Origin of the sequence: Bradyrhizobium sp. SZCCHNS3016 (genome assembly GCF_032484535.1) — a bacterium.
Taxonomy (GTDB): Bacteria; Pseudomonadota; Alphaproteobacteria; order Rhizobiales; family Xanthobacteraceae; genus Bradyrhizobium.
Genome location: NZ_JAUETE010000002.1, coordinates 698,562 through 722,996 on the forward strand (window position 1 = coordinate 698,562; position 24,435 = coordinate 722,996).

The 24,435-nt window shown below is 66.3% G+C and carries 21 protein-coding genes; 14 read left to right on the plus strand and 7 right to left on the minus strand.

The annotated features are described in order from the left end of the window. Nucleotides 1-76 precede the first annotated feature (76 nt). The 8 genes from QW881_RS07410 (at nt 77) to QW881_RS07445 (ending at nt 10,812) form a co-directional block, all read left to right on the plus strand. Nucleotides 77-1,207, plus strand: coding sequence for a M20/M25/M40 family metallo-hydrolase (locus QW881_RS07410; RefSeq protein ID WP_315759517.1), 1,131 nt, complete (start codon nt 77-79; stop codon nt 1,205-1,207). Between the two features lie 411 nt (nt 1,208-1,618). Continuing rightward, nucleotides 1,619-2,560, plus strand: coding sequence for an ABC transporter permease (locus QW881_RS07415; RefSeq protein ID WP_315759518.1), 942 nt, complete (start codon nt 1,619-1,621; stop codon nt 2,558-2,560). A gap of 12 nt (nt 2,561-2,572) precedes the next feature. Then, the gene (locus QW881_RS07420) at nt 2,573-3,463 is read left to right on the plus strand and encodes an ABC transporter permease (protein ID WP_315714711.1); all 891 of its coding nucleotides are present in this window, start codon (nt 2,573-2,575) and stop codon (nt 3,461-3,463) included. Nucleotides 3,464-3,595: 132 nt separating this feature from the next. Then, the gene (locus QW881_RS07425) at nt 3,596-5,242 is read left to right on the plus strand and encodes an ABC transporter ATP-binding protein (RefSeq protein WP_315759519.1); all 1,647 of its coding nucleotides are present in this window, start codon (nt 3,596-3,598) and stop codon (nt 5,240-5,242) included. Nucleotides 5,243-5,509: 267 nt separating this feature from the next. Beyond that, on the plus strand, nt 5,510-7,009 hold the full coding sequence (locus QW881_RS07430; RefSeq protein WP_315759520.1) for a M81 family metallopeptidase: 1,500 nt from the start codon (nt 5,510-5,512) through the stop codon (nt 7,007-7,009). A gap of 22 nt (nt 7,010-7,031) precedes the next feature. Then, nucleotides 7,032-8,195, plus strand: a complete 1,164-nt coding sequence (locus QW881_RS07435) for a M20 aminoacylase family protein (RefSeq protein WP_316158561.1) — start codon at nt 7,032-7,034, stop codon at nt 8,193-8,195. 61 nt (nt 8,196-8,256) lie between these two features. Further along, nucleotides 8,257-9,678 (plus strand): amidase, encoded by a 1,422-nt coding sequence (locus QW881_RS07440; protein WP_315759522.1) that lies wholly within the window; start codon nt 8,257-8,259, stop codon nt 9,676-9,678. Between the two features lie 243 nt (nt 9,679-9,921). Continuing rightward, a complete protein-coding gene (locus QW881_RS07445; protein WP_315759523.1) occupies nt 9,922-10,812 on the plus strand; it encodes a crotonase/enoyl-CoA hydratase family protein in 891 nt (296 codons plus the stop codon). Between the two features lie 252 nt (nt 10,813-11,064). Here QW881_RS07445 and QW881_RS07450 read toward each other — a convergent pair whose 3' ends face one another. The 4 genes from QW881_RS07450 to QW881_RS07465 form a co-directional block, all read right to left on the minus strand. Next, entirely contained in the window at nt 11,065-13,104 is a 2,040-nt protein-coding gene (locus tag QW881_RS07450) for a methyl-accepting chemotaxis protein (RefSeq protein WP_315759524.1), read from the minus strand. 92 nt (nt 13,105-13,196) lie between these two features. Then, nucleotides 13,197-14,174: an NADPH:quinone oxidoreductase family protein gene (locus tag QW881_RS07455; RefSeq protein ID WP_315759525.1), complete on the minus strand. Its 978-nt coding sequence runs from the start codon at nt 14,172-14,174 to the stop codon at nt 13,197-13,199. Beyond that, on the minus strand, nt 14,174-14,782 hold the full coding sequence (locus tag QW881_RS07460; RefSeq protein WP_315759526.1) for a 2-hydroxychromene-2-carboxylate isomerase: 609 nt from the start codon (nt 14,780-14,782) through the stop codon (nt 14,174-14,176). Before QW881_RS07460 ends, QW881_RS07455 begins: the two co-directional genes overlap by 1 nt. Nucleotides 14,783-14,915: 133 nt before the next feature. Continuing rightward, nucleotides 14,916-15,620: a glutathione binding-like protein gene (locus QW881_RS07465; RefSeq protein ID WP_315759527.1), complete on the minus strand. Its 705-nt coding sequence runs from the start codon at nt 15,618-15,620 to the stop codon at nt 14,916-14,918. Between the two features lie 141 nt (nt 15,621-15,761). Here QW881_RS07465 and QW881_RS07470 point away from each other — a divergent pair, with 141 nt between their 5' ends. Beyond that, complete coding sequence (locus QW881_RS07470) at nt 15,762-16,784, plus strand: methionine synthase (protein ID WP_315759528.1); 1,023 nt, start codon at nt 15,762-15,764, stop codon at nt 16,782-16,784. Nucleotides 16,785-16,866: 82 nt separating this feature from the next. Here the strand turns inward: QW881_RS07470 and QW881_RS07475 are convergent, their stop codons facing one another. The 3 genes from QW881_RS07475 to QW881_RS07485 form a co-directional block, all read right to left on the minus strand. Beyond that, on the minus strand, nt 16,867-17,487 hold the full coding sequence (locus QW881_RS07475) for a hypothetical protein (RefSeq protein ID WP_315759529.1): 621 nt from the start codon (nt 17,485-17,487) through the stop codon (nt 16,867-16,869). A 118-nt stretch (nt 17,488-17,605) separates the two neighbouring features. Then, nucleotides 17,606-18,127 carry a xanthine phosphoribosyltransferase gene (gpt, locus tag QW881_RS07480; protein WP_315759530.1) on the minus strand — a complete coding sequence of 174 codons (522 nt, stop codon included), beginning with the start codon at nt 18,125-18,127 and terminating at the stop codon, nt 17,606-17,608. Nucleotides 18,128-18,165: 38 nt separating this feature from the next. After that, the gene (locus tag QW881_RS07485) at nt 18,166-18,903 is read right to left on the minus strand and encodes a competence/damage-inducible protein A (protein WP_315759531.1); all 738 of its coding nucleotides are present in this window, start codon (nt 18,901-18,903) and stop codon (nt 18,166-18,168) included. Between the two features lie 228 nt (nt 18,904-19,131). Between QW881_RS07485 and QW881_RS07490 the strand changes: the two genes are divergently transcribed. From QW881_RS07490 to QW881_RS07510, 5 genes are all read left to right on the plus strand, one after another. Beyond that, nucleotides 19,132-20,550 (plus strand): circularly permuted type 2 ATP-grasp protein, encoded by a 1,419-nt coding sequence (locus tag QW881_RS07490; RefSeq protein WP_315759532.1) that lies wholly within the window; start codon nt 19,132-19,134, stop codon nt 20,548-20,550. 80 nt (nt 20,551-20,630) lie between these two features. Beyond that, a complete protein-coding gene (locus QW881_RS07495; protein WP_315759533.1) occupies nt 20,631-21,575 on the plus strand; it encodes an alpha-E domain-containing protein in 945 nt (314 codons plus the stop codon). Nucleotides 21,576-21,746: 171 nt separating this feature from the next. Next, a complete protein-coding gene (locus QW881_RS07500; protein ID WP_315737452.1) occupies nt 21,747-22,595 on the plus strand; it encodes a transglutaminase family protein in 849 nt (282 codons plus the stop codon). Nucleotides 22,596-22,803: 208 nt separating this feature from the next. Beyond that, nucleotides 22,804-23,562 carry a peptidase gene (locus tag QW881_RS07505; RefSeq protein ID WP_315759534.1) on the plus strand — a complete coding sequence of 253 codons (759 nt, stop codon included), beginning with the start codon at nt 22,804-22,806 and terminating at the stop codon, nt 23,560-23,562. A gap of 44 nt (nt 23,563-23,606) precedes the next feature. Continuing rightward, entirely contained in the window at nt 23,607-24,362 is a 756-nt protein-coding gene (locus tag QW881_RS07510; protein WP_315759535.1) for an SDR family oxidoreductase, read from the plus strand. The last annotated feature ends 73 nt before the right edge of the window (nt 24,363-24,435 follow it).

The window sequence follows — 24,435 nt, forward strand, 5'->3', positions numbered from 1 at the left end:
ATAGCTTTCGCTTTACAAAGCGCGCCCGCCTGCGTCTCGTGTCATGAGATCGCGACAATGCCTTGAGAGAGCACCAATGAATCCAGCCCATCTTCCCTTTGATACCGAAATCATGCTGCAGGGCTTGCGCGGCTGGGTCGAGTGCGAAAGTCCGACCTGGGACGCCGCCGCGGTGGAGCGCATGCTGGATCTTGCCGCGCGCGACATGGCGATCCTGGGTGCGACGATCGAGCGCATCGCCGGGCGCCAGGGTTTCGCCGGCTGCGTGCGCGCCCGATTCCCCCACCCGCGGCAGGGTGAGCCCGGCATCCTGATCGCCGGCCACATGGATACCGTTCACCCCGTCGGCACGCTGGCCAAGCTGCCTTGGCGCCGCGAGGGCAACAAATGCTATGGGCCCGGCATCTGCGACATGAAGGGCGGCAACTATCTCACGCTGGAAGCGATCCGCCAGCTGATCAAGGCCTCCATTGCGACGCCGCTGCCGATCACCATCCTGTTCACGCCGGACGAGGAGGTCGGCACGCCTTCGACCCGCGACATCATCGAAGCCGAGGCGCAGCGCAACAAATACGTGCTGGTGCCCGAGCCGGGCCGTCAGGACAACGGCGTGGTGACCGGCCGCTACGCCATCGCCCGCTTCAATCTCGAGGCGATCGGGCGCCCGAGCCATGCCGGCGCGCGGCTCGGCGCGGGTCGTTCCGCCATCCGGGAAATGGCGCGACAGATCCTCGCCATCGACGGCATGACAACGGAGGACTGCACCTTCTCCGTCGGCATCGTTCATGGTGGCCAGTGGGTCAACTGCGTCGCCACCACCGCCACCGGCGAAGCGCTCAGCATGGCGAAACGGCAGGCCGACCTCGATCGCGGCGTGGAGCGCATGCTGTCCCTGTCCGGCACCACCGACGACGTGACCTTCAAGGTGACGCGCGGCGTGACGCGGCCGGTGTGGGAGCCGGATTCCGGAACCATGGCGCTGTACGAGAAGGCGCGCGGCATCGCCGAACAGCTCGGCCTGTCGCTGCCGCACGGCTCGGCAGGCGGCGGCTCGGATGGCAACTTTACCGGCGCGCTCGGCATTCCGACCCTCGACGGCCTCGGGGTGCGCGGCACCGACATGCACACCCTGAACGAGCACATCGAGATCGACAGCCTTGCCGAGCGTGGCCGCCTGATGGCGGGGCTGCTCGCGACCCTGGCGTAGGACTGCCTCCGGGCAAGATCTCGTAGCCCGCATGAGCGCAGCGACATGCGGGGTCATCGCCGCAGCGCGCGAGACCCCGGGGTCGCTTCGCTCTCCCGGCTACGCACCGCCTGCTGCGCAGCAGCACGGTTTCATTTTCCGGGACCATGACGGTGAGTAGACAACGGCTCCACGGCGCGCGCATGATGGCATGCGGCTTGCAAAGTTTCCGCGCGAAGGTTCGCCGCAAAGTGCTGCGACTTTGTTCGCAAATGCGACGGTTCGCGCGGATCACGAACACCGTGTCATCCTGCGCGCACGAGCAGACCAGCGAACACCGGAGACCTTGAAAGCGATGGATATCGGTGACATGCACACTCTCTCACGACGTTGCGCGCGTCGCCCCAGCACCATGAAGGCGGTTCTCTCGAGATGATCGGTTATCTGCTTCGCCGCATCCTCGCATCCATCCCCGTGATGGGCGTGGTGGCGCTGTTCGTCTTTCTCCTGCTGCGGCTGACGCCGGGCGATCCCGCCGCGATTCTCGCCGGCGACAACGCGACCCCTGAGCAGCTCGAGCGCATCCGCACCACGCTCGGACTGAACGAGCCGCTCTACATCCAGTTCTTCACCTGGATCAATCAGCTGCTGCATGGCGATCTCGGCGTATCGCTGATCTCGAAGGTGCCGGTGCTGCAGATGATCGGCCAGCGCATCGAGCCGTCGATCTCGGTCGCGATCTCGACCATCATCCTGTCGATCCTCGTCGCCGTCCCGCTCGGCGTCATCGCGGCCTGGAAGCACGGCACCTGGATCGACCGTTTCGTGATGGCGCTTTCGGTGATCGGCTTCTCGGTGCCGGTATTCGTCATCGGCTACATCCTGATCCAGTTGTTCGCGATCAACCTGCGCTGGGTCCCTGTCCAGGGCTTCAAGAGTCTCAGCGCCGGCTTCGGCCCGTTCTTCGAGCGCATCATCCTGCCGACCTGCGCATTGTCCTTCATCTACGTCGCGCTAATCGCGCGCATGACGCGCGCCGCGATGCTCGACGTGCTCGGCGAGGACTTCGTGCGCACCGCGCGCGCCAAGGGCGTCAGCGAGACCGCGGTGCTGTTGCGCCACGCGTTGCGAAATGCGGCCGTGCCCGTCATCACCGTGATCGGCTCCGGCTTCGCGCTGTTGATCTCCGGCGTCGTGGTCACCGAGAGCGTGTTCAACCTGCCCGGCATCGGCCGCCTCACCGTCGACGCCGTGCTGGCGCGCGACTATCCGGTCATCCAGGGCATGATCCTTCTCACCTCGTTCATCTATCTCGCGGTCAATCTCCTGATCGACCTCGCCTACACCCTGCTCGATCCACGCATCCGCTACTGAGGCCCTCATCCGATGGCGATCGTTACCACCCCTGAGCCGTCGATCCCGGTCACCACGCGACTGGGTCCCCGGTTCGGCTTTCTCACCTCGACCCCGATCATCGCCGTGGCGACCGTCTGCCTGTCGCTCATCGTGTTGATCTCGATCCTGGCACCGCTGCTGGCGCCGCACGATCCCGTGCTGCTCGCTCCGGCGCAGCGGCTCAAGCCGTCGAGCGCGCAACACCTGCTCGGCACCGACGCTTACGGCCGCGACCTGTTGTCGCGCACGATCTATGGCGGCCGCATCTCGCTTCTGGTCGGCGTCGGCGCCGCGATCATCTCGATCGCGATCGGACTCGTGATCGGCCTCGTCTCCGGCTTCTTCCGCTGGGTCGACGCCATCCTGATGCGCGTGATGGACGGCCTGATGGCGATCCCGAGCATCCTGCTCGCCATCGCCGTCGTCTCGCTGTCGGGCGCCAGCGTCGGCACCGTGATGATCGCGATCACCATCGTCGAGATCCCGCGCGTCGCGCGCCTGGTTCGCTCGGTCGTGCTGACGGCACGCGAGGAGCCCTATGTCGAAGCTGCGATTTCATTGGGCACGTCGATGCCCAAGATCATGTGGCGGCATCTGATGCCGAACACGATCGCCCCGCTGATCGTCCAGGGCACCTACATCTGCGCCGCCGCCATTCTCACCGAGGCGATCCTGTCGTTCCTCGGCGCCGGCATCAGCCCGGAGACGCCGACCTGGGGCAACATCATGGCCGAGGGCCGCTCCTACTTCCAGATCAAGCCATCGCTGATCTTCTGGCCCGGCCTGTTGCTGTCGATCGCCATCCTCTCGATCAACCTGATCGGCGATGCCGCGCGCGACGCGCTCGACCCGCGCATGAAGCAGCGCGAGGCCGGCAAGTGACGGCTATGCCTGGGGCGAACCGAAAAACGACGACGTCATTCCGGGGCGCGTCGGAGACGCGAACCCGGAATCTCGAGGTTCCGGGTCTGGTCCTTCGGACCATCCCGGAACGACGACACAGAGAGCTTTGAAATGACCGACACCATCCTCGACATCGACAATCTCGTCGTCACCGTCGGCAAGACGAAGAACCCGAACGGCCCGCGCATCATCGACGGCGTCTCGATCAAGGTCGAAAAGGGCGAGACGCTCTGCGTCGTCGGCGAAAGCGGCTCCGGCAAATCGGTGACGTCGCTGACCACCATGGGCCTGTTGCCGAAGAACGCGCTGCATGCCGTCGGCGGCAGCGTCAAGCTGGTCGGCGAAGAGCTGCTCACCGCCAGCGATCGCCGGCTGCGCGAGCTGCGCGCCACCCGGATGGCGATGATCTTCCAGGAGCCGATGACCGCGCTCAATCCAGTCGTGCCGGTGGGCCGCCAGATCGACGAGGTGCTGCGCGCCCATACCTCGCTGGACGCGCGGACGCGGCGCAAGCGCATCCTCGACATGATGGAGCAGGTCCACCTGCCCGACGTCGAGCGCATTTTCGGCTCCTATCCCCATCGCCTGTCCGGCGGCCAGCGCCAGCGCATCATGATCGCGATGGCGCTGGTGCTCGAGCCGAAACTCCTGATCGCCGACGAGCCGACCACCGCACTCGATGTCACCACGCAAAAGCAGATCCTCTCGCTGATCCGCGAGTTGCAGCGCGATCACGGCACCGCCGTGCTGTTCATCACCCACGACATGGGCGTCGTCGCGGAGATCGCCGACCGCGTCTCGGTGATGCGCCAGGGCCGCCTGGTCGAGACCGGGCCGCTCGACAAGATCCTGCGGGCGCCCGAGATGGACTACACGCGCAACCTGCTCGCTTCCGTGCCCAGCCTGATCCCGCGTCCGCCGCGGCCGGACAGCACCGAGCCGGTGGTGCTGGAGACCAACGAGCTCGGCAAGGTCTATCGCGAGCGTTCGTTCCTCGGCAAGGCGCGCGAAGTCGTCGCCGCGCAGAACGTCACGCTCACCCTGCGCAAGGGCCGCACGCTCGGCATCGTCGGCGAAAGTGGCTCCGGCAAGTCGACGGTGGCCCGCTGCATCGTCCGGCTGATCGATCCGACCTCCGGCGGCGTCCGCCTCGCCGGCCACGAGATCTCGATCCTGACCCGCCGGCTGCTGCAGCCGCACCGCAAGCGGATCCAGATCGTGTTCCAGGATCCCTACCGCTCGCTCAACCCGCGGCTGACCGTCGGCGAGAGCATCGCCGAGGGACCGGTCAACTACGGCACCTCGCATGACAAGGCGATGGCGCGGGCGCGCGAGCTGCTCGAGCTGGTCGGCCTGCCTGCGGACGCGATCTCACGCTACCCGCACCAGTTCTCCGGCGGCCAGCGCCAGCGCATCGCCATCGCCCGCGCGCTCGCGCTCGATCCCGACGTGCTGGTCGCGGATGAAGCGGTGTCTGCGCTCGACGTCTCGGTACAGGCGCAGGTGCTGGAGCTGCTCGACGAGATCCAGCGCCGGCTCGGCATCGCCATCCTGTTCATCACGCATGACCTGCGCGTTGCCGCGCAGATCTGCGACGACGTCGTCGTGATGCAGAAGGGGCGCATCGTCGAACAGGGTCCGGCCGGCGAGATCCTGACGCATCCGAAGGAAGCCTACACGCGCGCGCTGCTCGAAGCGGCGCCGGGACGGAACTGGGACTTCGCCAACTTCCGGCCGGTGTCGGAAGCAGTGGCGTAGCAACGCCACCACCGCCGTCGCTGCAAGCGGTGAAGCAATCCAGACTGGATATCTAGACGGATCCTGGATTGCTTCGCAGCGAGGCAATCCAGGCGGCCCGGGGACTCTGAACTGCGTCGCTGAGCCGGCAAGGACCCACGACGAGACGCCACCGCGCCAACGCGCCGTCATCGTGGCCCGCATGCAAAACGGCATCGCTCGATCGCTTGCGTGGGCCGCGATACGCGGTCTAACGTCATCGCACCACCAACAGCCTGAGGCGGAGTGATGACGCGCGTCGCGATCGGCGGCTTTCTGCACGAGACCAATACATTCGCACCGACGAAAGCGGACTACGACGCGTTCATGCATGGCGGCGGCCGCGCCTCGATCGCCGATGCGGCCTCCGTGCTCACGACGATGCGCGGCATCAATGCCGGTCAGGCCGGCTTCATGGCAGTCGCGGAATCCTACGGCTGGGACGTCGTGCCCACCATCGCCTGCGCGGCGAGTCCCTCGGCGCATGTCACCAGGGACGCGTTCGAGCGCATCACGACCGTGATGGTCGAGCGCATCAAGGCCGCCGGCCCGCTCGACGGCGTCTATCTCGATCTGCACGGCGCGATGGTGGCCGAGCATCTTGACGACGGCGAAGGCGAGATCCTGGCGCGCGTGCGCAAGGTGATCGGCCCGAACGTGCCGCTGGTCGCGAGCCTCGATCTGCATGCCAACGTCACGCCCGAGATGATGGCACATGCCGATGCGCTGATCGCCTACCGGAAATATCCGCACACCGACATGGCCGACACCGGCCGCGCCTGCGCGGAGCACCTCGCGCTGCTGCTGCGCGCGAAGGAGCCGCTCGCGAAGGCATTCCGGCAATTGCCTTTCCTGATCCCGATCAGCTGGCAGTGCACCAACGACCAGCCGACCAAGGGCATCTACGAGAAGCTTGCGGCGCTGCAGAGCGAGGCCGTGCCGACGCTGTCGTTCGCGCCCGGCTTTCCCGCCGCCGATTTCGCGCATTGCGGCCCGAGCGTGTTCGCCTATGGCCGGACGCAGGCCGACGCGGACGCCGCGACGGATGCGATCGCGGCGATCGTCGCGGGCCACGAGGATGATTTCGACGGCCGCATCTACACGCCCGATGACGGCGTGCGCCATGCGATGACGCTGGCGCAGACGGCGACACGCCCGATCGTGATCGCCGACACCCAGGACAATCCCGGCGCGGGCGGCGATTCCGATACGACCGGCATGCTGCGCGCGCTGGTGCGCAACCGCGCCAGCCGCGCCGCGATCGGCATGATCTACGATCCGCAAGCGGCGCTCGCCGCGCATGCGGCCGGCGAAAAGGCCACCGTGACGCTGTCGCTCGGCGGCAAGAGCGGCATTCCCGGCGATGCACCGTTCGAGGAGAGCTTCATCGTCGAGAAGCTGTCCGATGGCCGCTTCGTCGCACCGGGTCCGTTCTACGGCGGCCGCAGGATGGAGATGGGCCTCTCGGCCGCACTCCGCATCGGCGACGTGAGAGTCGTGGTCTGCTCGCACAAGGCCCAGCTCGCCGACCAGGAAATGTATCGCTTCGTCGGCATCGAGCCGACCGCGCAGGCGATTCTGGTCAACAAGAGCTCAGTGCATTTCCGCGCCGATTTCGAGCCGATCGCGGAACATCTCCTGATCTGCGCCGCGCCCGGCGCGATGCCCGCCGATCCCTCCACTTTGCCCTGGACCAGCCTGCGTCCGGGCGTCCGCCTCAAGCCGAACGGCCCGGCGTTCAAGGCTTAAACCTCTCCAGGGAAACGCACCCATGCCCACCATCGATCGCATCCAGGCTTACGCCGACGAACTCACCGCCATCCGCCGCGACCTGCACGCCCATCCCGAGATCGGCTTCGAGGAGACGCGGACCTCCGGCATCGTCGCCGAGAAGCTTGCGCAATGGGGCATCGAGGTGCATCGCGGCCTCGGCGGCACCGGCGTGATCGGCGTGCTCAAGGGCAAAGGCGATAGCGGCAAGAGGATCGGCTTGCGCGCCGACATGGATGCGCTGCCGATGGAGGAGAACACGAACCTGCCGTGGCGCTCGACCATCCCCGGCCGTTTCCACGGCTGCGGCCATGACGGCCACACCACGATGCTGCTCGGCACCGCGCGCTATCTCGCCGAGACCCGCAATTTCGACGGCACCGTGCACTTCATCTTCCAGCCGGCAGAGGAAGGCCTCGGCGGCGCGCGGGCGATGATCAAGGACGGCCTGTTCCAGAAGTTCCCGTGCGACGAACTATACGGCCTGCACAACGCGCCCGACCTGGAGCATGGCGAGATCGCGATCCTGCCCGGTCCGGCCATGGCCGGCGCCGATTTCTTCGACATCCGCATCTCCGGTTACGGCGCCCATGGCGCGATGCCCGAGCGCTCCAAGGACGCGGTGGTGATCGCGACCAGCGTGGCGCAGGCGATCCAGACCATCGTCAGCCGCAATGTCGAACCGCTGCAGGCGGCCGTTGTCTCGATCACGCAGATCCATGCCGGCTCGGCCTACAACGTCATTCCCGGCGATGCCTGGCTGTGCGGCACCGTGCGCGCGTTCTCGGACCCCGTGCGCGCGCTGGTGCGCGAGCGCATGCGCGCGATCTGCGCCGGCATGGCGGCGGCGTTCAATTGCGAGATCGATGTCGACATCCGCGACACGTTCAGCGTGCTGGTGAACCAGGAGGAGCAGTCCAAGGTCGTCGAGCAGGTCGCGCGCACCGTGGTCGAGCCGTCCAAGGTGCTGACCCGCTCGACGCCGAAGATGGGCAGCGAGGATTTCGCCGACATGCTGCAGACGATTCCGGGCGCCTATTTCTGGGTCGGCCATAACGGCTCGGTGCCGGTGCACAATCCCGGCTACGTGCTCGACGACAAGATCCTGCCGATCGGCGCCAGCATGTTCGCCCGCATCATCGAGACTCGTCTGCCGGCAGCTTAGCGCTGATCTACGTCAATGAGCGGGCGCGAATTGATATGAACTTCGGCAACGGAGCACCAGCATGCACAAGCCCGCCTCTGACGACATCACGTCGCTGCACGATCTCTCTGCGGTCGACCTGATCGCGGGCTATCGCGCGCGCCAGTTCTCGCCGTCCGAGGTGATGGACGACGTGCTGGCGCATGTCGCAGTGTGGGAGCCGCATATCAAGGCGCTGTATCTGCTCGATGTCGACGGGGCGCGGGCGGAAGCGAAGGCCTCGACCGAGCGTTGGGCCAAGGACGAGCCGGCAGGCGTCCTCGACGGCGTGCCGGCGACGGTGAAGGACAACATCGCCACCAAGGGCCAGCCGATGCCGCTCGGCGCAGCCAGCGTCACGCGCACGCCGCTCGCCGCCGATGCGCCTCCGGTGGCGCGGCTGCGCGAGGCCGGTGCGATCATCTTCGCCAAGACCACGATGCCCGACTACGGCATGCTGTCGTCGGGCCTGTCGAGCTTCCATCCGCTGACGCGCAATCCGTGGGACCAGCGGATGAACCCCGGCGGCTCCAGCGCCGGCGCGGGTGCCGCGGCCGCAGCCGGCTATGGCCCGCTGCATGTCGGCACCGACATCGGCGGCTCGATCCGACTGCCCGCGTCGTGGTGCGGTCTCGTCGGCCTCAAGCCGAGTTTCGGCCGCGTGCCGATCGATCCGCCCTATGTCGGCCGCGTCGCCGGGCCGATGACGCGCATCGTCGACGACGCTGCGCTGATGATGAGCGTGCTGTCGAAGCCGGACAGGCGCGACGGCACCAGCCTGCCGCCCTCGGACCTGCACTGGAAGGTCGCGGAGAAGCCGGTGCGCAAGCTGCGCATCGGCCTGATGCTCGATCTCGGCGACGTCGGCCAGGCGCTCGAGGAGCCGGTGCGTACGACGACGCTGGCGGCAGCCGAAGCGTTCGAGGACGCCGGCGCCGTCATCAGCGAGGTCAAGGGCTTCCTCACGCGCGAGATGCTCGATGGTCTCGACAATTTCTGGCGTGCGCGGCTGTGGGACGATCTGGCGCGGCTGGCGCCCGAGGTGCGTGCGAAGACCCTGCCCTACATCCTGCAATGGGCCGAGCGCGGCGCGGCACTATCGGGCGTCGAGGTCATCAGGGGCTTCAACGTCACGATGACCTTGCGCGCCGCCGCAGCAAGACTCTTCTGCGACTACGACTACATCATCTCGCCGGTCTCGCCCGGCGTGAAATTTCCCGCCGAGTTCGCCTCGCCGCTCAACGATCCTCGGAAGCCGTTCGAGCACATCACCTACACCGTGCCGTGGAACATGTCGGAGAACCCGGCGATCTCAGTCAATGCCGGCTATGACGCCGACGGCTTCCCGATCGGCCTGCAGATCATCGGCCGCCGCTTCGACGACGTCGGCGTGCTCGGGATGGCGAAGACGTTCGAAGGATTGCGCAGCGAGCAGCGGCCGTGGCCGTGGCCGGTGGCGCCCTGACGGATTCGTAGGGTGGGCAAAGGCGCGTACACGGCGCTATCCACGCTCACCGCTGCTGACGGGCGCCGTGCCCACCGCCGGACCATCGGTGAAAATGGTAGGCACGTCGCCGCGCGCGATGCGCGCCGCGCCTTTGCCCACCCTACGGAATACCATACGCACTTGCCGCATGGCCTGATGCTTGCGCATCGGTCCGGAATGACGTTTCTAACAACGAGAACAACAACACATCAGGAAACGCCCATGGCCTACCAGACCATTCTCTACGACGTCGCCGACAAGATCCTCACCATCACGCTGAACCGGCCAGAGAAGCTCAACGCCTTCACCGGCACCATGATGGAGGAGCTGATCGACGCCTTCGATCGCGCCGACAAGGATGACGGCATCAGGGCGATCATCGTGACCGGAGCGGGCCGCGCCTTCTGCGCCGGAGCCGACCTCTCCTCCGGCGCCGACACCTTCGATCGCGATGCCAAGCGCGGGCCGGTGAAGCGCCACGCCGATGGCCGCGTCGACTATTCTGATCCGCAGGTGCGCGACGGCGGCGGCCAGGTGACGTTGCGCATCTTCAAGTCGCTGAAGCCGGTCATCGCCGCGGTGAACGGCCCGGCCGTCGGCATCGGTGTCACCATGCAACTCGCGATGGACATCCGCATCGCCTCGGAGGGCGCGCGGTTCGGCTTCGTGTTCTCCCAGCGCGGCATCGTGCCGGAGGCGGCGTCGAGCTGGTTCCTGCCGCGCATCGTCGGCATCTCGCAGGCGCTGGAATGGTGCTACACCGGCCGCGTGTTTCCGGCGCAGGAAGCGCTCGCCGGCCGTCTCGTCAGCAAGGTGGTGCCGCCGGAGGAACTATTGCCCACCGCCCGCGCCCTGGCGCGCGAGATCGCCGACAAGACCGCGCCGGTGTCGATCGCGCTGATCCGCCAGATGATGTGGCGCATGATGGGCGCCGACGATCCGATGGAGGCGCACAAGGTCGACAGCCGCGGCATCTACGCGCGCGGCCGCTCCGACGACGTCAAGGAGGGCGTGGTGTCGTTCCTGGAGAAGCGCCCGGCGCAGTTCAAGAACACCGTCACCGCCGACATGCCGGACTATTTCCCGTGGTGGGACGAGCGGGAGTATAAATAGAACGCTGTCATCCCGGACAAGCGCACGGCACGCGCGCGCCGATCCGGGATCCATAGCCACCGGATGCCGTTTGGCGAAGAACGACGTCCAGGGTGCCGCACGATGGATCACGCGGTATGGGTGCCGGCGCAGAGGCCGGGACGACAGCGAGTGGCGCCCCCGCGTCACTCCATCATCAGCGCCGCGATCATCAGCGCCACGCGCCCGGCCGCTTTCGTTCGATGAGCAGCCAATCCCATCGCGGGCGATCGCTCACGCCGCCTTGATGCCGCGAATGAATTCATCGACATGGCGGCGCATGCTCTCGGACTGGCGGAGCAGTTCCGCCGACGCCCCGAGCACCTGGCTGGCGGTGACGCCGGACTCGTTTGCGGCGGCCGTGACCTGCTGGATGTTCTGCGAAATCTCGTCGGTCCCCTTGGCCGCGTGCTGGACGTTGCGCGCCATCTCGCGCGTGGCCGCGCCCTGCTCCTCGACGGCATTCGCGATCGACGACGCGATCTCGTTCAGCTCGCCGATGGTGGTGGTGATGCCGCGGATGGCCCGGACGGCCTCGCTCGATACCTCCTGCATTCCGGAGATCTGCGCGCGGATCTCGCCCGTCGCCTTGGCGGTCTGCTCCGCGAGCAGCTTCACCTCGCCGGCGACGACGGCAAAGCCGCGGCCGGCTTCTCCCGCCCGCGCGGCCTCGATGGTCGCATTGAGCGCGAGAAGGTTGGTCTGGCCGGCAATGTCGCTGATCAGCCGCACGATGTCGCCGATCCGCTCGGCCATGCTGGAAAGGCCCTGCACGGTCTCGTTGGTCCGCTGCCCCTCCGCAGCCGCCTTCTGCGCGATGTCGGCCGACTGCGTCACCTGACCGCCGATGCCCGCGACCGAGCTCGACAGTTGGTCCGTCGCCGCGGCCATCGTCTGCATGTTGCTCGATGCGGCCTCGGTCGCCTGCGCGACGCTGCTCGCTTCACTGCAGGTCCGGCTCGCCGTCCGATTCATCACGGCGGCCGTCGATTCAAGCTGTGCCGAGGCTGAGATCACGCTGTCGATCACGGCCGCGATATCGCCGCTGAAACGGTCGGTCAGCTCGCCGACGCGCTTGGCTTTTTCGGCGCGCTGGCTCATCGCTTCCGCATCCCTGGCGGCGAGCTCGGCGCCATGGATCATGTTCTCCTTGAAGACCTGCACTGCCCTCGCCATCAGACCGACCTCGTCGCGCCCATCGACCGCGTCGATCGCGGTGCTCACATCGCCCTTCGCCAGCCGCGTCATCGTATCGGCAAGCGCGTTGATCGGCCCGGTGATGCTGCGCGCCAACGCAACGACGATCGCGAGGCTCAGCGCCAAGGCGAGCAGCAGCAGCGCGCCGACGGCGGCGAGGCTGGCCGTGGCCGCGGCCTGCTTGCCGGCCATCAGCTCGGACAGCTCGACGGCCAGAGCGTCTTCGACCTGCTTCAGGAGATCGATCCGCAGCGTGGCCGCATCGAACCAGGCCTTGCTCGCGAGCCCTTTGAAATCACCGCTGACGCCGCCCTGCTCCACCACCTTGCGCATGGCAACGACGCCGTCGATCGCCGGTCCGGTCATCGCCGCATCGAACGCCGCGCGCCCTCTCGCCGAGGCGGCGGCGCGAAATGCCGCGAAATAACTGTCCTGTGCTGCAGCCAGCCCTATGGCACGCGCATAGGCGGCTTGCTCGAAGCGACCGGCGGCAAGGCCTCCCGCCACGACCGCGCGCTCCAGGCCGGCGCGCTCCTTGCCCTCGGTCAGATTGCCATAGGCAATGATCGCCTTGGAGATGTCGTCGTCATCGCTCAGCGCCGATATGCCGTTGATCAGGCTGATCAGCCGGCTGACGATCTCGGTGAGCGAGCTGACCGCCACCACCGGCGTGACGGCTTGCGCATCGATGTCGCCGCGGCGGCGATCGAGCTGCGTCAACGCCTGTTCGCTCGCCTGCGCCGCCTCGGCCAGTGCGGCGCTCCGGCGCAGCCTATCCAGCGCAGCAACCGCGTGCGCGCGCTCGCCATCGGTCAGCTTGCGCTGCTGATCCAGCTCGGTACGCATCTGCGTGCCCTTGCTGCTGAGAAATGCCGACGACATGCCGCGCTCACGCTGCAGCTCATGAACGAAGCGGCTGAGCCTGCCGACGGCGTCCGCCGCCGGCTGGATGCGCGTCATCTCGACGCGCACCGCCCATTTCGTGGAGATCTCGTAGGCCGCCAACGCAGCCAGTGTGACGATGGGCAGCAATGCAGACAGGGCTATGCGGTGAAGTATTTTCGACGTCTTCAACATGATCGGCCTCGACCTGTCCGATCACTCTATGAATCCAGTGGTAAAAAAATACACAGCCCGGTCCGCCCCATTTTTGGGCATTCGCCTGCCAACTAATCCATCACCAGCGCGACCCGTCCGATCGCCTTGCGCTCGATCAGAAGCCGCATGCCCCGCGCGTAGTCCGCGAACGGAACGCGGTGGGAGACGTTGGGCCGCAGCTTGCCTTGCTCGGCGAACGCGAGCAGTGCCGCCATGCGTCGCTCGCCCAGTTCAGGATCCTTCCGCACCGCCTCGCCGGCGCGGACGCCGAGCACGCTGGCGCCTTTCATCAGGATCAAATTGGTGCGTGCGAGCCCGATGCCGCCGGTGAAGCCGATCACCAGCAGCCGCGCGCCCCAGGCGATGCAGCGGACGCTGTGCTCGAACACCTCGCCGCCGACCGGGTCGAACACGACGTCGACGCCCCGCCCGTTCGTGATGCGCTTGACGGCGTCGCGGAACGGCTCGCGCGCATACAGCACGAGATGATCGGCGCCACGCGCGCGTGCCACCGCGAGTTTCTCCTCCGAGGACGCTGCTGCAATGACCGTCGCGCCCAAGAGCTTGCCGATCTCGACGGCGGCGAGGCCGACGCCGCCACCGGCGCCGTGCACCAGCAGAGTCTCGCCGGGCTTGAGCTGGCCGCGATCGACCAGCGCGTGATGGGCGGTGCCATGGCCGGCGAGATAGGTCGCGCCTTCCGCGTAGTCGAAGGTCGACGGCAGCGGCGTGAGCTGGCTCCCCGCCACCACCGCCTCCTCGGCGTAAGCACCGAAGCGCATGCGGACGATGACCTTGTCGCCGACGGCATGGCCGGTCACGGCGGCGCCGATCGCGATGACATCGCCGGCCGCCTCCACGCCGGGCGTGAACGGCAGCTCCGGCTTGAGCTGATACTCACCCGCCGCCATCAGGATGTCCGGGAAATTGATGCCGGCGGCGCGGATCCTCACCCGCACCTCGCCGTCAGCCAGCACACGAGACGGCAAGCTTTCGAGCCTCAGCTTCTCCGGCGGGCCGAGCTCGCGGCAAACGATCGCCCGCGCCATCAGCCGTCGCGCCCCTTCGCCCTTGCCAGCGCTTCGCGGATCAGCGGCAGCCGATCGTTGCCGAAATACATGTCGGTTGCATTGACGAAGATGGTCGGCGAGCCGAAGCCGCCGCGCTTGACGACCTCCTCGGTGTTGATGCGCAGCTGGTCCTTGATGCCCTGCTGGGCGATGCCCGCGAAGAAATCCTTCGGGTCGATGCCGACACGCCGGCACACCTCCGTCAGCACCGCATCCTGCGAGATGTCCTGGTCCTCGCCCCAGTAGATCTCGAACACGGTCCGCGCGAACGGCACCATGTCCTGCCCAAGCCAGATGCAGCCGCGCATCGCCTTGACGCTGTTCACCGGGAACACCGTCGGCGGCATCTTGATCCTGAGCCCGGCCGAGCGCGCCCAGTCGTCGAGGTCCTTCAGCATGTAGGCCGCTTTGGCCGGCACCGGCTTCTCGCGTTGCGCATAGACGCTGGGATTGACGGTGTTGAAGATGCCGCCGACGAGAATGGGCCGCCAGACGATGTCGACGCCGAATTCTTTCGCGAGCGGCTGGATGTTGTGGAAGGCGAGATAGGTCCAGGGGCTGGAGCAGTCGAAGAAGAATTCGATCATTGAGTGGTCCCGTTCTTGCTGTCACTCCTCATCCTGAGGAGCGCGCATCGCGCGCGTCTCGAAGGATGAGGCCTGTGCGGCGGCCTCATGGTTCGAGACGCGCCTACGGCGCTCCTCACCATGAGGGTCGTCTTCAGCCTCTCCCCGTCATCTCCTTTGCGCGCGCGCCGAACATCACATGACGCGACTGCTCGTTGAACGGCTCCTTGACGAACTTGCCGATCGCAAGCCCGGCCTGCAGCTGCGGCCGCGCGCGCAACGTCGCGTACCAGCGCTTGATGTCGGGATAGTCGTCGAGCGTGAAGCCCTGGGCCTTGTGCGTCATCATCCAGGGAAAGCAGGCGATGTCGGCGATCGAATAGTCGTCGCCGGCGACATAGGCGCCGGTCTTGCCGAGCTGCACGTCGAGCACGTGGAACAACCGTGCGACCTCGTCGCGGTAGCGCTGGATCGCATAGGGAATCGTCTCGGCAGCATACAGCGCGAAATGGCCGTGCTGGCCCATCATCGGCCCGAGCCCCGCCATCTGCCACATCACCCATTGGATCACGCGCGAGCGCGCCCGCATCTCCGAGGAGAGAAAACGGCCGGTCTTCTCGGCGAGATAGATCAGGATGGCGCCGGTCTCGAACACCGGGAACGGCGCGCCGCCGTCGGCCGGCGCGTGATCGACGATCGCGGGAATCCGGTTGTTCGGGCTGATCGCCAGGAACTCCGGCTTGAACTGGTCGCCGGCGCGGATGTCGACGGGAATGACGGTATAGGGCAGCCCGAGTTCCTCGAGCATGATCGAGATCTTCCAGCCGTTCGGCGTCGGCGCATAATGGAGATCGATCATCCTTCCCCGATTCCTTCCCCGGACCATTATGCCGCGCTGCGGAACACGCGAGGCGACTTCGTTCTTCTGTACCTGAAGGGTAAGCCATGGCAGACAGGCGCTCAAGCCTGACCGCCCCATACGCCGACGGAGAGTTCGACCATGCTGTTTCCATCGACCATCGCAGGCTCGCTGCCGAAGCCGGAATGGCTGGCCGAGCCGAACGTGCTGTGGGCCCCGTGGAAGTCGAAGGGCGATGAGCTTGCGCGCGCCAAGCGCGACGCGACCATTCTCGCGCTGAAGCTGCAGGAGGATTCCGGCATCGACATCCTCACCGAGGGCGAGCAGTCGCGCCAGCATTTCGTGCACGGCTTCCTCGAGCGGGTCGAGGGCATCGACTTCGCGCACAAGGTCGAGATGGGCATCCGCAAGGACCGCTACAAGGCGATGGTGCCGCAGGTCGTGGCGCCGTTGGCGCTGAAGGGCCGCGTCCACGGTGACGAGGCGCGGATCGCGCGCACGCACACCACGCGCGCCGTTAAGTTCACCCTGCCGGGGCCGATGACGATCATCGACACCATCGCCGACAACTACTATGGCGACCGCGTCAAGATGGCATTCGCGTTTGCCGAGCTGTTGAACCAGGAAGCGAAGGCGCTGCACGACGACGGCATCGACATGATCCAATTCGACGAGCCCGCCTTCAACGTCTACATGGACGAGGTGCGCGATTGGGGCATCAAGGCGCTGGAGCGCGCCGCCGAGGGGCTGACCTGCCCGACGGCCGTGCACATCTGCTACGGCTACGGCATCAAGGCCAACACCGACTGGAAGGAGACGCTCGGCGGCGAGTGGCGGCAGTATGAGGAGACGTTCCCGGTCATCGACGCCAGCACCATCCAGCAGGTCGCGGTCGAATGCCGCAATTCGAAGGTGCCGATCGAGCTGCTCGGCCTGCTCAAGAACAAGATCGTGCAGGCCGGCGTCATCGACGTCGCCAGTGACGCGATCGAGACCGCCGAGGACGTCTGCAAGACCCTCGAGGACGTCATGAAGGTGGTGCCGAAGGAGAACATCATCGCCACCACCAATTGCGGCATGGCGCCGATGCGGCGCGAGATCGCCGAGGCCAAGCTGATGGCGCTCGGCACCGGAGCCAAGCTGGCACGGCAAAGGTTTGCGTAATTCGTAGCCCGCATGAGCGCAGCGACATGCGGGTTCAACGCAGCACCGCACGAGACCCCGGATATCGCTTCGCCCATCCGGGCTACGAGGCTTGTGCGCTCGGATGCAGCACGGGCCGAAAGCCGGCCTCCAACGTGCGCAATGTGGACGGTGGCGTCAGCAGCCGCGGCGCCGTGAGATCGTCGCGCGCAGCACCGTAGCCGGTAAAGCACCAGGGCAGCGCCCTGCCCTGCACGACCAGGAAGCATTCTTCGTCGACCTGCACCATCGCGCCGTCGGGCAGCTCGCTCCACGGCATCGGCAGCGGATGCAGCCGCTTCCTACCGCGGTCCAGCCGCTCACGATGCAGCACCGCGTCGATGTCGGACGCACGAACATCGCTAACGCCATTCCCCCGCTGCCACGCCGCGCGAAACCGGTTGGCGTCGTCGCGGCGGCAGTAGAAGCAGGGGCGATGGCCGGCGGCGAAGGCGGTGGCCTCGTCGAGAAAGAACAGCTCGGTCCAGCTGCGCCGTGCCATCACCTCCCGGCGGCGGCCGCGGAAGTCGCACAGGCAGACCAGCCAAGCGGGGCTCGACCAGCGCTTCCGCAGCAGCGTCTTCGTCGCGGGATCATGGATGATGCCGCGATTGCCGGTGAACAGGCCGCGATGCGGCGTGGCGACGATGTCGCCGGTCGGCGTGACGCGATTCTGCAGAGGCATCCGTCTCCTCCGCCTTCGGCTCCGGAGCAGGCGAATAGCGCGTGGCGAATAGCGAATAGGGCAACCACCAGCCCCTATTCCCTATTCGCTACTCCCTTATCCGCCATTCGCGCCCTCCTCACGCTGCCCCGTCGCGCAGCGGTGGCGCGAAGGACAGCGCGGTGTCCCAGGGGAAGAAGATCCAGGTGTCCTGCGACACCTCGGTGATGAAGGTGTCGACCAGCGGCCGGCCCTTCGGCTTGGCGTAGACGGTGGCGAAATGCGCGTCGGGGAGAATCTCGCGGACCATGCGTCCGGTCTTGCCGGTGTCGACGAGGTCGTCGACGATCAAGAGCCCCTTGCCGGTGCCGCCGCCGAGCTCCGCGGTGTCGTTTGAAATCCCCTTGAGGACCTGGAGCTCGCCCTGCTTGGTGTGGTCGTAGCTCGCGATGCAGATCGTATCGATGACCCGCACGCCAAGCTCGCGCGCCACGATCGCCGCCGGCACCAGTCCGCCGCGGGTGATGGCCACCACGGCATGAAACGGCCCGATCTCGTTCAGCCGCCAGGTCAGCGCCCGGCAATCGCGATGAAACTGGTCCCAGGACACCGGGAAGGCCCGGCCCGCGCGCTCCTCTGCACTCAAAGTCTTGTCTGGCATCTCATCTCGTCCGTGAGTTCTCGAAAGCTGCACCTGCTTTAGCGCGTCACGTTGAGCCCGGCGAGCATCTCCTTCACGGCTGCCATCGCGGCCGACAGCTTGTCCTGGTCGCGCGAGCGCACCACCAGATGCGTATTCGGCTTCTGGTCCTCGTCGATGAAGGGATAGCTGCCGATGATGGTGTCCGGGTGCGCCTTGGCGATCTCGCGCAAGGGACCGCCGATGTCGCCCTCGCGCGCATTGGCGCGCACCGTTTCGGACAGCATCCGCACGCCCGATTTCAGCTTCGGCGCCACGATGTCCATCATCGCCTGCATGATCGAGGGCACGCCGGCCATGACGATGACGTTGCCGAGCTTGAAGCCCGGCGCCAGGATGGTCGCGCTCTGGATCAGCTCGGCGCCGTCGGGGATGCGCGCCATGCGCAGCCGCGCCTCGTTGAGCTCCTGCTCGCTCCAGCGCTCTCGGAAGCGCGCCACCACCTCGGGGTGATGGTCGATGCCGACGCCGAACGCCTTCGCGATCGCATCCGCGGTGATATCGTCATGGGTCGGACCGATGCCGCCGGTGGTGAACACATAGGTGTAGCGATGCCGCAGCGCGTCGAGCGCCGCGATGATGTCCGGCTCGTCGTCCGAGACCACCCGGACCTCCTTGAGGTCGATGCCGAGATTGGTGAGGTATTCGGCGATGAAGCCGATGTTCTTGTCCTTGGTCCGGCCGGACAGGATCTCGTCGCCGATGACCAGCAACCCCGCGGTGACGATCTCGCTCATGGTTTCTCCTCGCATCTGCCGTCTCTTTTGGCCCGCCACGGCGCCAATGTCATCCGGAACGTCGCAGTCTATGCCGCGGATTTGAGCACGACGCAGCCGGTTTTTCGGGCACGGCTTCAGCAACCCCCACGAAATGCCGCAGGAGAATGCATATCGCGCTGGCCCGGCCCTTGCTACCGTCATGCAGAGTCATGCAGTGTATGGCGAGGCTGGGACACACGGGCATCTATGGCAGTTGCGTTCGACGAAATGAACGAGCCGGGCGGCGAGGTCCGTCAGGCTTATCAGGAGCTGTCGCGGTGGCTGAAGGAAACGCCGCCGGAGGCGCTGGAGTATCGCCGCCACGAGGCGGAGCTGCTGTTCCGGCGAATCGGCATCACCTTCGCGGTCTATGGCGAGGCGGAGGCGCAGGAGCGGCTGATCCCGTTCGACGTCATTCCGCGCATCCTGTCGGGCAAGGAATGGGCGCTACTGGAAAAGGGGCTGAAGCAGCGCGTCAAGGCGCTGAACATGTTCCTGCGCGACATCTATCACGGCCGGGACATCCTGCGCGCCAACGTCGTGCCGGATGACCTGATCTTTCAGAATCCCGTGTTCCGCCCGGAGATGAACGGGCAGGACGTGCCGCACGACGTCTACGTCCACATTGCCGGCATCGACATCGTCCGCGTCGACGCCAACGACTTCATCGTGCTCGAGGACAACGCGCGCACGCCGTCCGGCGTGTCCTACATGCTGGAAAACCGCGAGATCATGATGCGGCTGTTTCCAGACCTGTTCGCGCGCCACCGCGTCGCGCCGGTCGAGCGATATCCGGACGAGTTGCTGTCGGCGCTGCGCTCGGTCGCGCCGCTCAGCGCCTCGGCCGAGCCGACGGTGGCGCTGATGACGCCCGGCATCTACAACTCCGCCTACTACGAGCACTCCTTTCTCGCCGACAAGCTCGGCATCGAGCTGGTCGAGGGCCGCGACCTCATCGTCAAGAACGATGAGGTGTTCATGCGCACCACCGAGGGGCTGAAGCGGGTCGACGTGATCTACCGCCGCGTCGACGACGACTTCCTCGACCCCCTCACCTTCCGCCCCGACTCGGCGCTCGGCGTGCCCGGCCTGATGTCGGCCTACGTCGCCGGCAATGTCACGCTCGCCAACGCGGTCGGCACCGGCATCGCCGACGACAAGGCGATCTACTCCTACATGCCGGACGTCGTGAAGTTCTATCTCGGCGAGGAGCCGATCCTGAAGAACGTGCAGACCTGGCGCTGCCGCGAGCCGCAGGATCTGTCCTACGTGCTCGACCATCTCGGCGAACTCGTGGTCAAGGAGGTGCACGGCTCGGGTGGCTACGGCATGCTGATCGGCCCGGCCGCCACCAAGGCGACCATCGAGGCGTTCCGCGACAAGCTGAAGCGCGAGCCGGAGGGCTTCATCGCCCAGCCGACCTTGGCGCTGTCGACCTGCCCGACCTGCGTCACGTCAGGGCTGGCGCCGCGCCATGTCGATTTGCGCCCGTTCGTGCTCACCGGACGCGACCGCACCACCATCGTGCCGGGCGGCCTCACCCGCGTGGCACTGAAGGAAGGCTCGCTGGTGGTCAATTCCAGCCAGGGCGGCGGCACCAAGGATACATGGGTGCTGGATGAGTAAGCCTCGCCTCACAAACCTTCGATCCATACTTGCCTTTCCCGCCACCGAGGCGGGATCACTCCGCAGCTTGTAGATTGCCCATGCTGTCGCGCACCGCCGAAAACCTGTACTGGCTGGCCCGCTACGTCGAGCGCGCCGAATATCTCGCCCGCACCATCGACGCCACCTTGCGCGTCACCGCTCTTCCCGCGGCCTATATCGGCAAGACCAACGAGTGGGAGTCGGCGCTGATGACCGCCGGCGTCAATGCCAGCTTCTACGAGCACTACTCCGAGGCCAACGAGCAGAACGTCGTCGAGTATCTCTCGTTCAATCCGTCGAACCCGTCCTCGATCAAGAACTGCATCGAGGCCGCCCGTCTCAATGCCCGCTCGGTGCGCACGGCGCTGACCTCGGAGATGTGGGACACGCTCAACGGTTCCTGGATCGAGCTGCAGGAAGTCTGGAGCAAGGGCACCAAGACCCGCGAGGATCTCGCGCGCTTTCTGCGCTTCGTGCAGGAGACCTCGCTGCGCTTCGACGGCTCGGCCTACCGGACGATGTTGCGCAACGACGCCTACTGGTTCTCGCGGCTCGGCCTGCATCTGGAGCGCGCCGACAACACCGCGCGTATTCTCGACGTCAAATATCACGTGCTGCTGCCCGAGGACGAGCATGTCGGCGGCCCGCTGGACTATTATCAATGGACCTCGATCCTGCGTTCGGTGTCGGCGCTCACGGCCTATCACTGGGTCTATCGCGAGACGCTGAAGCCCTGGCTGATCGCGGACCTCCTGATCCTCAACGACACGCTGCCGCGCTCGCTGGCGAGCTGCTACGGCAACCTCGTCCGCAATCTCGACCAGATTGGCGTCGCCTATGGCCGCCAGGGGGCGGCGCAGCGCCATGCCCGCGGCGTCCGCAATCGGCTCGACCACTCCAACATGGACGATATCTTCCAGCGCGGCGTGCACGAGTTCATCCAGGAGTTCATCGCCGACAATTCGCGACTTGGAGAGATCATCACCAAGCAGTATCTGATCTGAGCGCCGGAGCGCAGCGGAAACAGCGATGGGCGGCCGTCGGACTGTGTCTGCGAGACCACGTCCGGCGCCGGGCGCCCTCCCCTTCGCCCGAGGGGTCCTCCTTCCCCCTTTCAGGGGGAGGTGAAACGAGCTACCGCGGACAGCACATCTGACGAAGACTGGTCGACCGCCATGCGCCTGCGTATCTCCCATTCCACCACCTACCGCTACGAGCCGGCGGCGACCGGCGCCATCCAGATCATTCGCATGACGCCCGGCAGCAATGACGGCCAATATGTGGCGGAGTGGCAGATCGACGTGTCGACCGATGCCCGCCTCGACATGCATGAAGACGCATTCGGCAACGTCACCCATGTGATCACCCATGGCGCACTCGAGGACCTCACGATCACGGCCGAAGGCCTGGTCGAGACGCACGACACCGGCGGCGTGTTGAAGGGAGCGGACGAGCGCTTCCCGCCCAGCTTCTTCCTCCGGCAGACACCCCTCACAGCCGCCAATGCCGCCATGGCCGCCGTCGTGCGCGATCTGCGCGCGGAATCGGACAGCGACGTGCTCGGTCTTCTGCACACCCTGATGGTGCAGGTCTACGAGCACATGACCTTCGACGAGGATCCGACCCACAGCGGCACCTCGGCGGCGGAAGCCTTCGTGCTGAAGCGCGGCGTCTGCCAGGACTATGCGCACATCTTCATCGCCTGTGCGCGCGCCGCCGGCATCCCCGCGCGTTTCGTGTCCGGCCACTTCCTGCGCTCCGATGGTGCAGTGCACCAGGAAGCCGGCCATGCCTGGGCGGAAGCCTATGTGCCGAATCTCGGCTGGGTCGGTTTCGACGCCGCCAACTGCATCTGCACCACCGACGCCCATGTCCGGGTCGCCATCGGGCTCGATTATCTCGGCGCCGCCCCGGTGCGCGGCACTCGCTATGGCGGCGGCACCGAGACGCTCACCGTGAAGGTGAAGGTCGAGCAGGTCGGCCGCGGCGGTCCGTCGCAATCGCAGTCGCAGCGGCAGTCCTGAATTCCGGAACCGCCGGCCTTCCCGTAGCCCGCATGAGCGACTTGTCCGCCGAAGCCCGCAAGGGCGAAGGCGGAAGCGACATCCGGGTTCACCGAGACAGCGCGTGAGATCCCGGATGTCGCTCCGCTCATCCGGGCTACGGAAGTGCGGGGTTGGACGAAGGGGCGATTTTCGCTAGTAATTCGCGCAATGGCTCGAGGGGACTGAGATGACCTATTGCTGCGGAATTCTGGTGCGTGACGGCTTGGTCATGATCGCGGACACCCGAACCAACGCCGGTCTCGACAACGTCTCGACCTTCCGCAAGCTGCACATCTTCTCCAATCCGGGCGAGCGCATTCTCGCGATCGCCAGCGCCGGCAATCTCGCCGTCAGCCAGTCCGTGCTGTCGACGCTCACCGAAGGCATGGAGGATCCAGAGACCGGCGAGGTCGAGACCCTGATGAACGCGCCGACCATGTTTCAGGCCGCGCAGCGCATCGGCAAGGCGATCCGCATGGTGCACGCCACCGAAGGCCCGGCGCTGAAGGCCGAAGACATCTCGTTCGATGTCTCCTTCCTGTTCGGCGGCCAGATCAAGGGCTCGCGGATGCGGCTGTTCATGGTCTACACCGCCGGCAACTTCATCGAATGCACCACCGACACGCCCTATCTGCAGATCGGCGAGCACAAATACGGCAAGCCGGTGCTGGACCGCGCCATGCATTACGACGTCGAGCTCTACGAGGCGTTGAAGACGGGCCTGATCTCGATGGACTCGACGATGCGCTCCAATCTCGGCGTCGGCCTTCCGATCGACGTGCTGGTGGTGCGCGCGGAGGCCTGCGAGGCCGACCTCAACCACCGCATCGAGGCCGGCGAGCCCTATTTCCACGATCTCCGCTCGCGCTGGTCGGCGGCCCTGCGCGCGGCGCACAACAACATTCCAAGGCCGCCCTACAAGACTCAGAGCGAGTCGAAACACTGAAACTGCAGAACACTGCAAGACACTTGAATTGAAGGTGAGGAAACATGGCTGAAGCGGCAAAGAAGATCGCCCTGGTGACGGGCGCAGGCACGGGGGTCGGCCGCGCCGCATCGCTGGCGCTGATGAAGGGCGGCTTCACCGTGGTGCTGGTCGGCCGCCGCAAGGAGATGCTGGAGGAAACCGCGAAGCTCGGCGAGCCGGGCATGAGCCTGCCCGTCCCCGCCGACATGACCGATCCCGCCTCGATCGCGGCACTGTTCGACACCGTGAAGTCGACCTACGGCCGACTCGACGTGCTGTTCAACAACGCCGGCATGGGTGCGCCGCCGGTGCCGTTCGAGGACCTCACTTTGCAGCAGTGGCAGTCGGTGGTGGCAACCAACCTCACCGCGCCGTTCCTGTGCACGCAGCACGCCTTCCGCATCATGAAGGATCAGTCGCCGCGTGGCGGCCGCATCATCAACAACGGCTCGATCTCGGCGCATGCACCGCGGCCGTTCTCCTCGCCCTACACCTCGACCAAGCACGCGATCACGGGTCTGACGAAAGCGTCGAATCTCGACGGCCGCGCCTATGACATCGCGGTCGGCCAGATCGATATCGGCAACGCCGAAACGCCGATGACCGAGCGCATGGTCGGCGGCGTACTGCAGCCCGACGGCCGCATGATGCCGGAGCCGCGCATGGACGTGAAGGCCGTCGGCGACGCCGTCGCCTACATGGCCGGCCTGCCGCTCGACGCCAACGTCCTGTTCATCACGGTGATGGCGACCAAGATGCCGTTCGTGGGACGAGGCTAGCTGTGGAGCCTCAGGAGGTTGTCCTCGGTTAAACCGAGTCTGCTGATAGGCGGCTGGGAGTTTATGCCGCCGT